This window comes from Rhizobium sp. AAP116 (assembly GCF_001295785.1).
GTDB lineage: Bacteria > Pseudomonadota > Alphaproteobacteria > Rhizobiales > Rhizobiaceae > Allorhizobium.
Genome location: NZ_LJIB01000023.1, coordinates 79815 through 95530 on the forward strand (window position 1 = coordinate 79815; position 15716 = coordinate 95530).

Annotated in this window: 13 protein-coding genes and 1 tRNA gene; 8 read left to right on the forward strand and 6 right to left on the reverse strand. The window is 61.6% G+C overall.

What is annotated here, in order from left to right:
* Nucleotides 1–58: 58 nt before the first annotated feature.
* The 3 genes from IP85_RS13550 (at nucleotide 59) to IP85_RS13560 (ending at nucleotide 2600) form a co-directional block, all read left to right on the forward strand.
* Nucleotides 59–143: transfer RNA gene (locus tag IP85_RS13550), tRNA-Leu, on the forward strand.
* A 184-nt stretch (nucleotides 144–327) separates the two neighbouring features.
* Complete coding sequence (gene tig / locus IP85_RS13555; protein ID WP_054150212.1) at nucleotides 328–1806, forward strand: trigger factor; 1479 nt, start codon at nucleotides 328–330, stop codon at nucleotides 1804–1806.
* Nucleotides 1807–1883: 77 nt separating this feature from the next.
* Nucleotides 1884–2600 (forward strand): MBL fold metallo-hydrolase, encoded by a 717-nt coding sequence (locus IP85_RS13560; RefSeq protein ID WP_054150213.1) that lies wholly within the window; start codon nucleotides 1884–1886, stop codon nucleotides 2598–2600.
* Nucleotides 2601–2608: 8 nt separating this feature from the next.
* Here the strand turns inward: IP85_RS13560 and IP85_RS13565 are convergent, their stop codons facing one another.
* The 6 genes from IP85_RS13565 to phaC all read right to left on the reverse strand — a co-directional run bounded on the left by IP85_RS13565 (nucleotide 2609) and on the right by phaC (nucleotide 9894).
* Nucleotides 2609–3817 (reverse strand): MFS transporter, encoded by a 1209-nt coding sequence (locus tag IP85_RS13565; protein WP_054150214.1) that lies wholly within the window; start codon nucleotides 3815–3817, stop codon nucleotides 2609–2611.
* 95 nt (nucleotides 3818–3912) lie between these two features.
* Nucleotides 3913–5337, reverse strand: a complete 1425-nt coding sequence (gene sthA, locus IP85_RS13570) for a Si-specific NAD(P)(+) transhydrogenase (RefSeq protein WP_054150215.1) — start codon at nucleotides 5335–5337, stop codon at nucleotides 3913–3915.
* Nucleotides 5338–5476: 139 nt separating this feature from the next.
* On the reverse strand, nucleotides 5477–6343 hold the full coding sequence (gene radC / locus IP85_RS13575; protein ID WP_082347694.1) for a DNA repair protein RadC: 867 nt from the start codon (nucleotides 6341–6343) through the stop codon (nucleotides 5477–5479).
* A gap of 114 nt (nucleotides 6344–6457) precedes the next feature.
* Nucleotides 6458–7282, reverse strand: a complete 825-nt coding sequence (gene map, locus IP85_RS13580; RefSeq protein WP_054150216.1) for a type I methionyl aminopeptidase — start codon at nucleotides 7280–7282, stop codon at nucleotides 6458–6460.
* Between the two features lie 41 nt (nucleotides 7283–7323).
* Nucleotides 7324–8043: a DNA/RNA nuclease SfsA gene (gene sfsA / locus IP85_RS13585; RefSeq protein WP_054150217.1), complete on the reverse strand. Its 720-nt coding sequence runs from the start codon at nucleotides 8041–8043 to the stop codon at nucleotides 7324–7326.
* 18 nt (nucleotides 8044–8061) lie between these two features.
* A complete protein-coding gene (gene phaC, locus IP85_RS13590; protein ID WP_054150218.1) occupies nucleotides 8062–9894 on the reverse strand; it encodes a class I poly(R)-hydroxyalkanoic acid synthase in 1833 nt (610 codons plus the stop codon).
* Between the two features lie 160 nt (nucleotides 9895–10054).
* Here phaC and IP85_RS13595 point away from each other — a divergent pair, with 160 nt between their 5' ends.
* The 5 genes from IP85_RS13595 (at nucleotide 10055) to recJ (ending at nucleotide 15625) form a co-directional block, all read left to right on the forward strand.
* Entirely contained in the window at nucleotides 10055–10465 is a 411-nt protein-coding gene (locus tag IP85_RS13595) for an SHOCT domain-containing protein (protein ID WP_236759309.1), read from the forward strand.
* A 229-nt stretch (nucleotides 10466–10694) separates the two neighbouring features.
* Nucleotides 10695–11912, forward strand: a complete 1218-nt coding sequence (locus IP85_RS13600) for an LL-diaminopimelate aminotransferase (RefSeq protein ID WP_054150219.1) — start codon at nucleotides 10695–10697, stop codon at nucleotides 11910–11912.
* 72 nt (nucleotides 11913–11984) lie between these two features.
* Complete coding sequence (locus IP85_RS13605; protein WP_054150220.1) at nucleotides 11985–13304, forward strand: homoserine dehydrogenase; 1320 nt, start codon at nucleotides 11985–11987, stop codon at nucleotides 13302–13304.
* 167 nt (nucleotides 13305–13471) lie between these two features.
* Nucleotides 13472–13681 (forward strand): hypothetical protein, encoded by a 210-nt coding sequence (locus tag IP85_RS13610; protein ID WP_054150221.1) that lies wholly within the window; start codon nucleotides 13472–13474, stop codon nucleotides 13679–13681.
* A gap of 138 nt (nucleotides 13682–13819) precedes the next feature.
* The gene (gene recJ, locus IP85_RS13615) at nucleotides 13820–15625 is read left to right on the forward strand and encodes a single-stranded-DNA-specific exonuclease RecJ (protein ID WP_054150222.1); all 1806 of its coding nucleotides are present in this window, start codon (nucleotides 13820–13822) and stop codon (nucleotides 15623–15625) included.
* Nucleotides 15626–15716 lie beyond the last annotated feature (91 nt).

Sequence of the window (15716 nt, forward strand, 5' to 3'; positions counted from 1 at the left end):
GTTATAGAGACGCGCGCTCCGGAGGGGCCATGCGCGAATGCGACATGCGCTTTTGGACGCGGGTATGGTGAAATTGGTAGACACGCCAGATTTAGGTTCTGGTGCCGCAAGGCGTGGGAGTTCAAGTCTCTCTACCCGCACCAGCTAAGCCGCGCGGGATCGACGAGAGAACACCGAGGTGTGGCTCCTGTCAGTCCGGCGCCGTTTTGCTTGGCAGATTGTTGACGAATTGCGACGCAGCCACGTCCGGGAAAATCAATTCCGGCGTCGTGCTCAGGGAAAACACCGGCTGTCCGAGCACGGCCGCCACGACATGAAGGTAAGAACATGCAGGTTATCGAAACGCTCGCTGAAGGGCTGAAGCGCGAAATCAAGGTCATCATTCCGGCCAAGGACATGGAACAGCGCATGAATGAGCGCCTGGCCGATGTGAAGGACAAGGTCCGCATCAACGGCTTCCGTCCGGGCAAGGTGCCGACCTCCCATGTCAAGAAGATGTACGGCAAGTCGATCATGGCCGAACTCGTCAACGAGATCATCCGTGACAAGCCGTCGGCGATCCTGTCGGAGCGCGGCGAAAAGTCCGCGACCCAGCCGGAAATCGTCATGACCGAGGACGAGAAGGAAGCGGAAAAGATCCTGTCGGCCCAGGCTGACCTGGAGTTCACGCTGTCTTACGAAATCATACCGGCGATCGAACTGAAGTCGGTCGATGGCATCAAGGTGACCCGCGAAGTCGTTGAAGTCTCTGAAGACGAGATCAACGAGCAGATCGAAAAGATCGCCGAGAGCGCCCGCACCTTCGAAGCGAAGAAGGGCAAGGCCGCTGATGGCGACCGCGTCACCATGGATTACCTCGGCAAAGTCGATGGCGAAGCCTTCGACGGCGGCAAGGACGAAGACGCAGAGCTGGTCATCGGCTCGAACCGCTTCATCCCGGGCTTCGAAGAGCAGCTGGTTGGCCTGAAGGCTGGTGACGAAAAGGTCATCACCGTAACCTTCCCGGCCGAATACCCGGCAGCCAACCTCGCTGGCAAGGAAGCCACCTTCGACATCACCGTCAAGGAAGTCGCAAGCCCGGCCAAGACCGAAATCAATGACGAACTGGCCACGAAGCTCGGCGTCGAATCGGTCGAGAAGCTGAAGGAAATCGTCCGCGGCCAGATCGAAAGCCAGTACGGCAACGTCACCCGCCAGAAGGTCAAGCGTCAGATCCTCGACCAGCTGGACGAGCTCTACAAGTTCGAGTCGCCCTCGAAGCTCGTCGATGCCGAGTTCGAGAACATCTGGCGCCAGATCAACACCGATCTCGCCCAGTCCGGCAAGACCTTCGCTGATGAAGACACGACGGAAGAAGCTGCCCGCGAAGAATACCGCGCGCTTGCCGAGCGCCGCGTTCGCCTCGGCCTCGTTCTCTCCGAAATCGGCGAAAAGGCCGGCATCGAAGTGACCGAAGAAGAAATGCAGCGGTCGCTCTTCGCTCAGCTGCAGCAGTTCCCGGGCCAGGAAAAGCAGATCCTCGACTTCTTCCGCAACACGCCGGGTGCTGCCGCTTCGCTGCGCGCACCGATCTTCGAAGAGAAGGTCATCGACAAGCTGCTGGCTGAAGTCTCCGTCACCGACAAGACCGTGAGCAAGGACGAGCTCCTCGCTGACGACGCCGAAGAAGGCGACAAGCCGGCGAAGAAGGCTGCTCCGAAGAAGAAGGCTGCTGCCAAGGCTGACGATGCTGCCGAAGGCGACGACGCTGCCCCGAAGAAGAAGGCAGCTCCGAAGAAGAAGGCCGCCGAAGGCGACGCCGAGTAATCTTTGAGCCTATGTGAACTTGAGAGAAAGCCGTCCTTCGGGGCGGCTTTTTCGTCTTTAAGCGATGGAGAGAGGGCATGCAGATCAGGCTAATTCGCAGTGCGACGCTCACTGTCGATGTGGCTGGCAGCCGGCTGCTCATCGATCCCTGGCTTGCGGCCAGGGGCGAAGGGCGCAGCTATTCCGGCCGCGCCACATCACCGCTCGTAGACCTGCCTCTGGCGGTCGAAGAACTGCTGGATGGCATCGATGCGGTCCTGATTTCGCATGGGGCGCTGCCGAAGTCGATGCCGATCCTCTGCCATAGTCGCGATCAGGCGGCGATCATGGCTTTGGGTTTCGAGGACGTCCGAGCGATCGGGCAGGGGCTCGCGCTTGGTTCGGTCCAGATCCGCACGACGGATGGCCGTCACGGACCTCCGGAGGTTCTGGACGATATGGGCGATGTTTCGGGCTTTCTGATCAGTGCGATCGACGAGCCAATCCTGTATTGGGCGGGTGACACGATCCTGTGCCCTGAGGTGGCGGCCGTACTGGCCGATGAAAAGCCTGATGTCGTCGTGGTGCATGGTTGTGGAGCGCTCTGGCATGGCAAAGGGCCCATAGTGATGGACGCGGCCATGGTGCGGGAGACGCTGCGTCTCGCCGGTGCTGCAATCGTCCTCGTAACCCACCTGGACGCCGTTGATCATGCGACGGTCTCGCGCGCCGATATCCGTTCCATGAGGGATCGTCAGACACAAGGCGCAGAACGGCTCCGGATCCTTGAGGACGGAGAAACGCTGAACCTTTGACAGGACCCTCAGGTGAGCCTGATGCGATCCTTATCGATGGCAAGAAGCCCCGCGACGCCGGCAACGGCGAGCCCGAGCCCGAGCAAGGCGGTTCCGGAGTAGCCGAAGAAGTGTGCGCCGATCGCGAAGGTGCTGGCGGCGACCGCGTTTCCGAGGAAGGAGTTGATCGGCATGAAGGCGGTACCGAGACCCGGGCGAGTCGGAAAGAGCTCCTGGAAATAGGTGATCGGCAGGGAGAGGAGCCCGGCAGCCGCAGCCGCGCCCGGCACGGCGAGGGCATAGAAATGCCAGGGCGCCGTCGCAAAGGCGAAACCGACCATATGCAAGCCGTAGAGCAGCGCCGACACGATGATCAGCATGAGCAGGCTGACGCGCTTGAGAAGTATGGCCGCGACCAGCATGAACGGGATCTCGATGAATGCGACGAGGGCGGCGATAAAGCCGACATCCCGTGTGGAGCCGCCGAGTTCAAGCGTGAGAATCAGGGGCCAGATCATCATCGCCATTCGCGTGATTCCGGTGACTGCGGCCATTGCGATCATGCGGATCAGCATCTCGGCTCGCACGAGTTCGCGCAACGCTTCGAAGAAGGCGGCACCGCTGGTGCCGGTGGCTGATGTTGCGGCCTTCGGAGGCGAAAGAACGAGAAGTGATGCCAACACGATCAAAAGCGTGCAGGCGGCGGCCGCACCCCAAGCGCCGATCATGTTGGCCGATTGCGATAAGACCAGGCCAAGCACTGCAGGCATCACCACCCAGGACATAGACATGAAGGAGCGCACCACCGTGTTGACCGCGGCTGCGTCACGCTGAGACAGGGCGGAGGTCTCGATCCGCGCAGAGGCGAAGAGCAGCGAGTGCACAGCCTGGGCGAAGGGAATGACGAGCGCGGTCGCAACGACGAAGACGGGGACAGAAGGGAACAGGAATATGGCGCCGTAGCCGATCGTGCCCGCAAACGCGAGAACAGCGATCATTTTCCGCTTGTCGCCCATGCCGTCGGAAAGGATGCCGAGCGAAACGCTGATCGCAACGGTCATGATCGAGGCGACCACCGTCAGCGCGGAATAGGCCTGATCGCTCATGCCGAGCGCACCGATGGCGGTCACACCCAGATAGGGCAGGGTCGAGCCATAAGCGCAGCCCTGCACGAAGATCATGATGGACAGAATGACCAGTTGCGGACGGTCAGCAATCTGGCGAAGGGAGGAGGACATGGCCGACTCGGGGGCAACTATGAGGAGGTCGCCTGCTTAGCAGCCGATCAGCGCTACGTCTCGTGCCAGATCTGACCCGTTGCCCCGTCCGGCAGTCATTCCGCCGCGCGTCGTTCGATCTTCTCCACCTTCAACTCGCCCATCCGGTTCCAGGCATCGAGGCCGGCGATCTTGTAGGCTTCGGCCAGCGTCGGATAGTTGAAGGTGTTCTCGACGAAATATTCGACGGTACCTTTGAGATTGAGCACCGCCTGGCCGATATGCACAAGTTCGGTGGCTCCTTCGCCGACAATGTGCACGCCGAGAAGACGACGGGTCTTCAGCGAGAAGATCATCTTCAGCATGCCGCTGTCGAGACCCATGATATGGCCGCGCGACGTCTCGCGGAAATGCGCGATCCCGGTTTCATAGGGAATGCTGCGCTGAATGACCTCTTCCTCCGTCAGACCGCAGGTCGAGATCTCAGGCACGGCATAGATGCCATAGGGGAAGAACTGTGGCGGTTCATGAGACGGCGCGCCGACGGCATGGCGAGCCGCGATCCGGCCCTGCTCCATCGATGTCGAGGCGAGCGACGGGAAGCCGACCACGTCACCGGCCGCATAGATAGTGGGGACGGCGGTCTGGAATGTCTCGGGGTTGACCTTTAGCCGACCGCGATTGTCGGCTTCCAGCCCTGCGGCTTCCAGGTTCAGCGAATCGACTGCGCCGACGCGACCGGCAGCGAAAAGGACCATTTCGGCGGTCAGAACACGCCCGTTCTTCAGCGTCACGCGGCACTTGCCGTCGACCTTCTCTACACCCTCGACCGTCTGGCCGAAGATCAGCTTCATGTTCCGGTCGCGCAGTTGGTAGGTGAAGTCCTCGACGATCTCCTTGTCGATGAAATCGAGCATGGTGTCGCGCGGTTCGACGACGGTCACGACCGTATCGAGCGCCGAGAAGATCGTCGCGTATTCGATGCCGATGACACCTGCACCAATCACGATCATCGAGCGTGGCAGTTCCTTGATCTCGAGGATCTCGTCGCTGTCGATAATGCTGACACCGTCGAAGGGGATATGCGAGGGCTTGAAGGGGCGCGTGCCGACGGCGAGCAGGACCGAGGCGGCCTGCACCTGCAGCACTTCGCCATCTTCCTTGGTCACCTCGATCGTATGTGCGTCGATGAATCGCGCCGTGCCGCGCATCTGCTGCACGCGGTTACGCGAAAACTGGTGTTCGAGCACCTCGACCTCGTGGTCGAGCGTGATGAGCAGGCGGCGACGCAGGTCGTCGGCGTTGATTTCCTGCTTCACACGGTAGCTGCGGCCGTAGAAGCCTCGTTCGCGCCAGCCTGTGAGGTTGAGAGCAGTTTCGCGCAGTGTCTTCGAAGGAATCGTGCCGGTATGGACCGACACGCCACCAACGCGCGTGCCCTTCTCGATGACGAGAACTTTCTTTTCCAGCTTGGCCGCCTGGATCGCCGCTCTGCGTCCGGCTGGTCCGCTGCCAATCACGACGAAGTCATACTGGTTCATGAGATGCCTCTGATTCGCCTGCCGCCATGCTGCAGTGCACATTATCAAGAAGCAGTATGACAGGGCAACGTCACCGTTTCGTTATCGCCGACCCACAGATGAGGCTTTCGGTCACCCAAGATGTGGGGAACCGTCATGTTCAGATCAGCCGCAGGCCCTTCAGGCTGGCATGGCCATCCTTGCCGACGATGATGTGGTCATGCACGGTGATACCCAATGGCTTGGCAGTCTCGACAATGGTCCGGGTCATGTCGATATCCGCCCGCGAGGGTGTCGGGTCGCCACTCGGATGGTTGTGGACCAGGATGATGGCAGTCGCGGACAGTTCGAGCGCCCGTTTGACCACCTCGCGCGGATAGACCGGCGTGTGATCGACCGTTCCGCGGCCCTGGATCTCGTCAGCAATCAACACGTTGCGCTTGTCGAGGAAAAGGATGCGGAACTGCTCTGTGGTCTCATAGGCCATGGCGGCATGGCAATAGTCGATGACTGACGACCAGGAAGACAGAACCTGCTTTTCGCGAAGCTCGCTCTTCAGCATGCGCTGGGCAACATTGGCGATCAGCTTCAGATCGAGCGCCACTGTCTCGCCAACCCCCTTCACCTCCTGCAGCAGCGCGGGAGGCGCACCGAGCACGCCGGCGAGTGTCTGGAAACGGGCAAGCAGTGCTTTCGCGATCGGCTTGGTGTCGCGGCGCGGGATCAGCCGGAAAAGCAGCAGTTCGAGGATCTCGTAATCTGCTAGTGCCGTCTCGCCTCCCTCGCGAAAGCGGCTGCGCAATCTTTCCCTGTGCCCCAGATAATGGGCCTCTGGCGGCATTGCGGCGCGTGTCGATGCGGCCTTGGCAATGGTGTTTTCTCTTGCTGGCTGCTCTGCGAAGAAGCTGCGCTCGTCGGCTTCATCATGGGGCAGCTGTCGACCGGAGCCGAAGAGGTCGCTGACCTGTTGTGCGGCTGCGCTTTCATGGCGCAGGGATTCACCTGAGAACGGAAACTTGCTCGTCATGCCACCCAATCCTGACCCTCATGGTCGAGCGGCTGATCCGCCGCAAGGATATAGTGACACGACTGCCGCCGTGCGCAAGTTCAAGTTGCGGCAGGTCGTATTGACGCGCGTCTGTCAGCCGAGGCCCGGACGGTCGAGACCGGCAGGCGAGAGGGTGAAGATCTCGCAGCCATTGGCGGTCACGCCGACCGTATGCTCGTATTGCGCCGTCAGCGACCGGTCGCGGGTGACGGCGGTCCAGCCGTCCGAGAGTACCTTCACATGCGGCTTGCCGAGATTGATCATCGGCTCGATGGTGAAGATCATACCCTCGCGCAGTTCCGGGCCCTCGTTCGCCTTGCCGTAATGCAAGATGTTCGGGCTGTCGTGGAAGAGACGCCCGACCCCATGGCCGCAGAAATCGCGCACCACCGAGCAGCGTTCTGCCTCGGCATAAGTCTGGATCGCCTCGCCGATGGCACCGGTACGGGCACCGGGGCGCACGGCGGCGATGCCGCGCATCAGGCATTCATAGGTGACCTCCATCAACCGCTCGGCGGCACGCTTGACCTGCCCGACCGGATACATGCGGCTCGAATCGCCGTGCCAGCCATCGAGCAGGTAAGTCACGTCGATATTGACGATATCGCCGTCACGCAGCGGCTTGTCGTCCGGCATGCCGTGACAGACGACGTGGTTGATCGAGGTGCAGACCGAATACTTGTAACCACGATAGTTCAGCGTCGCGGGCAGGGCGCCGTGGTCGGCGCCGAACTCGAAGACGAACTTGTCGATGGCGGCTGTCGTCACGCCAGGCTTGACCATCGGCACGAGCGCGTCGAGGCAGCGTGCAGTCAACTGGCAGGCGCGGCGCATGCCTTCGAAGTCGTCTGCGCCGTAGAGGCGGATCGCGCCGGTGTTCTTGAGCGGTGCCGTCGCCGCGTCGATATAGGTGACCATGGGGTGGCTTTCGCAAGTTCTAATCTAGGAGCTTTGGCCGTTCATAAACGACCAAACCCGTCTTCGTCTATCCGGATGAGGCTGTCAGGCACGATTTTGCCCGGTTCGAGGTGGCAGCGCACGGCATAGGCCTCCACACCGCGAGCGATCGCACGGGCGAAGGCGCGGCCATAACCAGGGTCGAGATCCGAGCAGATTCTCAAGCGGTCGCAATCGGCGCGCTGGATGATGAAAAGCATGGCCGCACGCCGGCCAGTCTGAACAAGGTCGCGCATTTCGTCGAGGTGCTTGGCGCCACGGGTCGTCACGCTGTCGGGAAACTCCGCGAGCCCTGCCTCTCGGATGAAATGCACGTTCTTCACCTCGACATGCACGCTGCCCTTGGTCGTGTCCTCCAGCAGGATGTCGATCCGCGAATTGCGGCCGTAGCGCTGTTCGCGCTTCAGGGAGGAAAAGCCTGAAAGTTCCGGCACAAGCCCGGCCAGGATCGCTTCCTCCGCGAGCCGGTTCGGCATGGCGGTGTTGACCCCGACCACAGTCCCGTCTGCCTCGACAAGTTCGAGGGCGTGAGCATATTTGCGCGTCGCGGCTGCGTGCTGCGAAAGCCAGATCCGCGATCCCGGTTCGGTCAAACCCCTCATCGAGCCGGTGTTTGGGCAAAAGCCGGTGACCGCGCTGCCGTCTTCGAGGATGGCATCGAACAGGAAACGCTTGTAGCGGCGCACCAGCCGCGCAGGGATGAGGGGCGGGGAGAAGATCATCCTGTGATGGCGCTGCACTCAGACGCGGGCAAGCACATAACGTCCGGGCGCGTCCGCAATCGCATTCAAGGCATCGCCACCCGGCTTGCGGGCCGGAACGCGTTCGTCGGCAAGCTTTTCGATCCAGATCTGCCAGTGAGGCCACCAGGAACCGGATGTCTCCTTGGCATTCACCATCCAGTCTTCGTAGGTTCCCACAACCTTGCCATTGGTCCAGTACTGGTACTTCTGCTTGTCCGGCGGATTGACGACACCGGCGATATGGCCCGAGCCTGATACGACGAAATCGACCGGCCCACCGAAAAGGCTGCTTCCCACGAAGACTGACTTGGCAGGCGCGATATGGTCTTCCTTGGTGGCCAGATTGTAGATCGGGATCTTCACGTCCTTCAGCGACAGCGTCTTGCCGGCGAGCTGCATCTTGCCCTGGCTCAGCGTGTTGTTGAGGTAGCAATTGCGCAAATAGAAGGAGTGGTTTGCCGCTGCCATTCGGGTCGAATCGGAGTTCCAGTAGAGAAGATCGAAGGGCATCGGATCCTGGCCCTTCAGGTAGTTGTTGACGAAATAGGGCCAGATCAGCTCGGAGGAGCGCAGCATGTTGAAGGCCGCTGCCATTTTCGAACCGTCGAGATAGCCCGTGGACTTCATTTTCTCTTCGAGGCCCGACAGCTGCTCCTCGTCGACGAAGACCTTGAGGTCACCGGCATAGGTGAAATCGACCTGGGTGGTGAACAGCGTGGCACTGGCGATCCGCTTGTTCTTCTCCTGGGCGTGAAGAGCCAGAGCCGCCGCAAGCAGCGTGCCACCGACGCAGTAGCCGATAGCGTTGACTTCTTTTTCTCCTGTCGCCTTCTCCACCGTGTCGAGCGCAAAATCGACGCCCTCGCGGATATAGGCTTCCCAGTCCTTGGTCGCATGGCGCTCGTCCGGATTGACCCAGGAGATCACGAAGACCGTATGGCCCTGGTCGACGCACCACTTGATGAAGCTTTTCTGCGGGTTGAGATCGAGAATATAGAACTTGTTGATCCAGGGTGGGCAGATGAGGAGAGGGCGCTTCAGCACCGTCTCGGTGGTCGCGTCATATTGGATGACCTCGCAGACGTCGCTCTGCGCGATCACCTTTCCCGGCGTGATCGCCATGTTCTCGCCGACGGCAAACTTGCTCGTGTCTGTCTGCCGGATCCTGAGATCTCCACCCCCGGCCGCTATGTCCTCGGCGAGCATCTGCATGCCCTTGACGAGATTTGCGCCGCTGCTCTGCACCGTCTCCTTGTAGAGCTGCGGATTGGTCGCGACGAAATTGGCGGGAGAGAGTGCGGCCGTGATCTGCCGCATGTAGAAATTGGCCTTGTGCCGCGTATGCTCGTCGAGCCCGCCGGCGTCATTGACCATCTTTTCGGCCCACTGGGTCAAGACAACATAGGTCTGGCGGAGGAAATCGAAGAACGGATTGCGCTCCCAATCCTCGTCGGAGAAGCGCTTGTCCTTGGGCAGCGGATCGGCGAGCGGCTGCTCCGGTGTGGCGAACCGCGCCAGCGAGCGGCTCCAGACGACGAAGACCGCATTGAGCAGGTGGGTCTGCGCTTCGAGCGTCCGTTTCGGGTCGGACATCCAGTATTCCGCCACCTTGCCCATGATCTTCACAAGCTCGGCCATCGGCTCGGAAACGGGATCGACGATTTCGCCAGTTTCACGGGGTTTGAGCCAAACGGATGCGGCTCTGCCAAGGTTCTCAAGCGCCTTGGCGGCATTCACCGCGAATGCCTGCGGATCTTTGATGATATAGGGCTCGATCAGCTTCGGATCGAACGCGGCACTTGCTTCGGCTTCTTCCCGCGTCCTGTCCATGCCATCCTCCCCAGGATTGTTCTGGTGTCTTTTGTGTTTGCCTATCCTGCATGAAAACGACTACAAGTTCCAGCTGTTGGCGCATAGTCTTTCGATGAGGATCGACGGTTGCGCCCTTGAGGAATGTCAGTTTTCCGCGCAGATGCGGGCGGTCGGGGCCATGGTGCACAAGAAGTTCAGTCTCTCGGGTCATTCTCTGCAGGCGCTGGTCCTGGCCTTCGTCGCGCTTATGGCGGGCACGGGCTGCCAGTCTTCTGCGCCAGCGACGACGCAAGTCGCGGCGGTGCCGACAGCGCTCGAAGTCAATGTCGAGGATCCGGACAATCCGGACGCGCCACAAGCCCGTCCGACCTATGCAGACGGCTATCCGAATTTTGCCGGCTCGCTCAATGCCGCGAATGTCCAGTTGAGCAATGAAGAGGCGACCGCGCTGCAGGCCCAGCTGAGCTCGCTAGGCGCTGCCCGCCAGGCCGGCACGATCACCGAAGCGGCATACCAGGCAAGACTGGCTGAACTGCGCAATCTCGCAGCCCAGCACGGGCCCGAAACGCAGGCTCAGATCGCCAATTAAGGCTTGCGCTGGCGGCGTTTTTTTCGCAAAGCAACCGAAGCGTTTTTGACATAAAATTTCGTCGGCGATTCAGGCTTCACGCCGGATTTGCGACAAAATTTCCTGCGAGCGCTCTGATTGGGATATCATCACGTGCATTCGGTTCTGCGGTTCGTTGCGGAGCGCGTGGTCACTGGGAAAACGAGCGCGCCTGCCGCGGTTATGATCCGCGCGGTTTCAGGGGTTGAAGATGGAAGAGTTTCACAAAGTCCGGCGGCTGCCGCCCTATGTTTTCGAACAGGTCAACCGTTTGAAGGCGAGCGCGCGAGCCGGTGGCGCCGACATCATCGACCTCGGCATGGGCAATCCCGATCTTCCGACCCCGCAGGCGATCGTCGACAAGCTTTGCGAAGTGGTCCAGGACCCGCGCACCCATCGTTACTCCTCGTCCAAGGGCATCCCGGGCCTGCGCCGCGCGCAAGCCGCTTATTATGCCCGTCGCTTCAATGTGAAGCTCAATCCCGATACGCAGGTCGTGGCGACGCTGGGTTCCAAGGAAGGCTTCGCCAACATGGCGCAGGCGATCACCGCGCCGGGTGATGTCATCCTCTGCCCCAACCCGACCTATCCTATCCATGCCTTCGGCTTCCTGATGACCGGCGGCGTGATCCGTTCGATCTCGATCGAGCCGGACGAGACCTTCTTCCCGCCGCTCGAGCGCGCCGTGAAGCACTCGATCCCGAAGCCGCTGGCGCTGATCATCAACTATCCGTCCAACCCGACGGCCCGCGTCGCGAGCCTCGACTTCTACAAGGACGTCATCGCATTCGCGAAGAAGCACGACATCATCGTGCTCTCTGACCTCGCCTATTCGGAAATCTACTTCGACGGCAATCCGCCGCCGTCCGTGCTTGAAGTGCCCGGCGCCATGGACTGCACCGTCGAATTCACCTCGATGTCGAAGACCTTCTCCATGCCCGGCTGGCGCATGGGCTTTGCCGTCGGCAACGAACGTCTGATCTCGGCGCTGACGCGGGTCAAGTCCTATCTCGACTACGGCGCGTTTACGCCGATCCAGGTCGCCGCGACCCACGCCCTGAATGGCGACGGCTCCGACATCGCGGAAGTCCGCAGCGTCTACCATCGCCGCCGCGACGTGATGGTCGAAAGCTTCGGCAAGGCCGGCTTTGAAGTGCCGCCACCGGCTGCCACCATGTTCGCCTGGGCGAAGATCCCGGAAAAATTCCGTCATCTCGGTTCGCTGGAGTTCTCCAAGCTGCTGGTAGAAAAGGCCGATGTGGCCGTTGCCCCCGGCATCGGCTTCGGTGAAATGGGCGACGAATATGTGCGCCTCGCCCTCGTCGAGAACGAGCACCGCATCCGTCAGGCCGCCCGCAACATCAAGAAGTTCCTGTCGACGGCCGACGAGACGATGCACAACGTGATTTCGCTCAACGCCCACCGTTGAGCCCCGCGTTGATCCAAAGGCGGTCCCGTCAGGACCGCCTCACTTCCTTTTCGATGACGTCAGGAATGCCTCATGGCGAATGCCCTTAAAATCGGCGTGGCGGGTCTCGGCACCGTCGGTGCCTCGCTTGTCCGTATCCTCCAGACCCGCGCGGATGCGCTTGCCGTTGCCTGCGGGCGCCCGATTGCCGTGACGGCCGTCTCTGCCCGTGACGCGTCGAAGGATCGCGGCATCCAGATGGACGGCATTGCCTGGTATGCCGATCCGGTTGAGATGGCGAAGGAAGCCGACATCGAGGTCTTCGTCGAGCTCGTTGGTGGCTCCGAAGGGGCAGCCGAAGACTCGGTCCGTGCAGCGCTTGGACGCGGTCTGCATGTCGTGACGGCCAACAAGGCGCTCCTGTCGCGTCACGGCGTGGAGCTGGCCAAGCTCGCCGAGGAAAAAGGTCGCCTCCTGAACTACGAGGCAGCCGTCGCCGGTGGCATTCCCGTCATCAAGACGCTGCGCGAATCGCTGACCGGCAACAACTTCTCCCGCATTTACGGGATCATGAACGGCACCTGCAATTACATCCTGACCCGGATGGAACGCGAGGGCCTGTCCTTTGCCGACTGCTTGAAGGAAGCCCAGCGCCTCGGTTATGCCGAAGCCGATCCGAGCTTCGACATCGAGGGCAACGATACGGCACACAAGCTGTCGATCCTGACGACGCTTGCCTTCGGCTGCGAGATCTCGGCCGACCAGATCTACCTCGAAGGCATCACCAATATCTCGATCGAGGATATCCACGCGGCGGCCGATCTCGGCTATCGCATCAAGCTTCTCGGTGTTGCCCAGAAGACCGAAAGCGGCATCGAGCAGCGCGTCCACCCGACGATGGTGCCGCTCGATTCGGTCATTGCTCAGGTCGACGGCGTCACCAATGCAGTAGCGCTCGAATCCGACATTCTCGGCGAATTGCTGATGGTCGGCCCCGGAGCCGGTGGCAATGCGACAGCATCCGCCGTGCTCGGCGACATCACCGACATCGCCAAGAGCCGTCCGGGTGCCCAGGAAGTGCCCGTTCTCGGTCGCCCGGCCCATCTGCTGGAACCCTATCGCCAGGCCGAGATGCAGAGCCACGAAGGCGGATACTTCATCCGCCTGACCGTGCAGGACCGCACTGGCGTCTTCGCCAGCATTGCAACGAAGATGGCGGAGAACGCCATTTCGCTCGAATCGATCGTCCAGCATTCGAAGCAACCGGTAACGCCGGACCGTCCCCAGACGATCATCCTCGTCACTCACGCGACGATGGAAAGCGCCGTCCGCAAGGCCGTGGGGGCCATCAAGGGCGAGGGCTACCTGATCGGCGAGCCACAGGTGATTCGCATCGAGCGCCCCAAGACCTGAGTTCAAGAGATGCCGTTCGAGGGCCAGTCCGCCTCCGAACGGCTTGGCATAGTCTGAAACGCCATCAATCTGATGATTTCGGCCCTGCCAAAACTTACACTCTCGCCAAAAGTCTAATGCGGGCGTAATCTGCGCCCACTGTCGGGATCTTGGGGAGGAGCTCGTCGATGGCACTGGGCGAGGGGAGTGCGCTTTGGGACGACGCGGGCACTGCCCCGCCGCCGCCGAGCCGCAGCGATGAGTCTGCCATATATCAGGGCCAGGTTGAGCACGAAGGTTTGCGGGCCGCGCAGACGAAGTCCTTCTGGGGGCCGCTCTTGGCCTTTGCTGCTGTCATGGCCGTGCCCTTCGCCCTGGTCGCCTGGCTGATGGCGTGATGCGGCTGCGACCGGATTGAATGCGGCCTCCTGCCTCTGGTGATTTTTTGCGATCGGTATAGAACGGGGAGGGGCGGTTCCGCCGCCTAAGGCCCTGTCGCGCAGCCACACCTTGGCCGCGCCCCGTAAAGAGCAAGAATGTCGACCGAACCGGTAGATCCCGTCATCCGCGCCTTTCTCGGCGTTGAACAGTCAGCAAGTGGCCAGCGCTGGATGTCGCGCACGGACCAGGCAGGACAGAACAAGGCGCTGGCCATCAGCCAGCTCCACGGTATCCCTGAACTCGTCGCGCGCGTTCTGGCAGGCCGCGGCGTGGGCGTGGACGAAGCGCCGGCATTCCTTGACCCCACCATCCGCAGTCTGATGCCGGATCCCTCAAAGCTGACCGATTGCGATGCGGCGGCTGCACGCATCTTCGGCGCGATCGACCGAAAGGAACGCGTCGCCATTTTCGGCGACTATGACGTCGACGGGGCTGCTTCTTCGGCCCTCATGGCGCGGTTCCTGCACCATTTCGGTGTCGAGGCCGAGATCTACATCCCGGACCGCATTTTTGAAGGCTATGGCCCCAATGCCGCCGCCATCGACCAGCTGATCGAGCGCGGCGCCAATCTCCTGATTACCGTCGACTGCGGTTCGACCAGCATCGAAGCCCTGGGGGCTGCCGAGCGGCGCGGCGTCGACGTCGTCGTCATCGACCACCACCAGATGGGCCACGAGATGCCGGTCTGCCATGCCCTGGTCAATCCGAATCGCGAGGACGACCTTTCAGGGCAGGGCCATCTCTGTGCTGCCGGCGTCGTCTTTATGGTGCTGGTCGCGACCCTCCGCGTCCTGCGCGAGGCAGGCCATCCGCATGCGCGCTCGCTCGATCTGCTCGCATGGCTCGACCTTGTGGCGCTGGCGACCGTCTGCGATGTTGTGCCGCTCAAGGGCCTCAATCGCGCCTATGTGACGAAGGGGCTGATCGCAGCTCGCCACCAGAACAATGCCGGGCTCGCGGCCCTCCTGCGGGTGGCGGGCATCGGTGGTCCTGTGACGCCCTATCATTTCGGATTTCTTCTCGGCCCCCGAATCAATGCCGGCGGCCGAATCGGCGACGCGGCCTTGGGCAGCCGACTGCTGACGCTGGACGATGCGAGTGAAGCAGACCAGATCGCAGCCAAGCTTGACGAGCTGAATCGCGAGCGCCAGGCGATGGAAGCGGTGATGCTCGCCGAGGCCGAAGCCGAAGCCATGGCCGAATATGGGACCGGTGAAAAAGCCTCGGTCATCGTGACCGCCAAGGAGCAGTGGCATCCGGGGATTGTCGGGCTACTGGCAGCCCGCCTGAAGGAGAAGTTCAAACGCCCCGCCTTTGCGATCGCCTTCGATCCGCTTGGCAAGGGCACCGGCTCGGGACGCTCCATCAATGGCTTCGACATGGGCCGTATGGTGCGTGCAGCCGTGGACGAGGGGCTTCTGGTCAAGGGCGGTGGTCATGCCATGGCGGCGGGCCTGACGGTCGATCGTGCCAATCTCGGCCGGCTGCGCAGCTTCTTCGAGGAGCAGGCATCTTCGCAGGTCTTGGCGCTCGCGGCAAACCAGACCCTGAAGATTGATGGCGCAATCGGCGCCTCCGGTGCCACACTTGCACTGGTCGACCAGCTGGAGGCCGCCGGTCCCTATGGCTCCGGTCATCCGCAGCCGATCTTTGCCGTACCGTTGCACCGCCTGAGGGACGCCCGTCCCGTCGGCACCACCCATATCAAGATCACGCTCGAAGGCATGGACGGCAGTCGACTGGAGGGAATCGCATTCCGCGCAGCCGAAACCGATCTCGGCCATTTCCTGATGAACAATCGTGGCAGTCAGGTGCATGTCGCAGGCACGTTGAGTGCTGACCATTGGCAGGGCAACAGGCGGGTGCAGTTCCGCGTCATGGACGCCGCAAAGGCGCCCTGAACGGGCTGTAGGATTGTCGTGTGTGGTAGATCGAAGTGGCACGCCCTAGGGGAGTCGAACCCCTCTTCCCAGAATGAAAATCTGGTGTCCT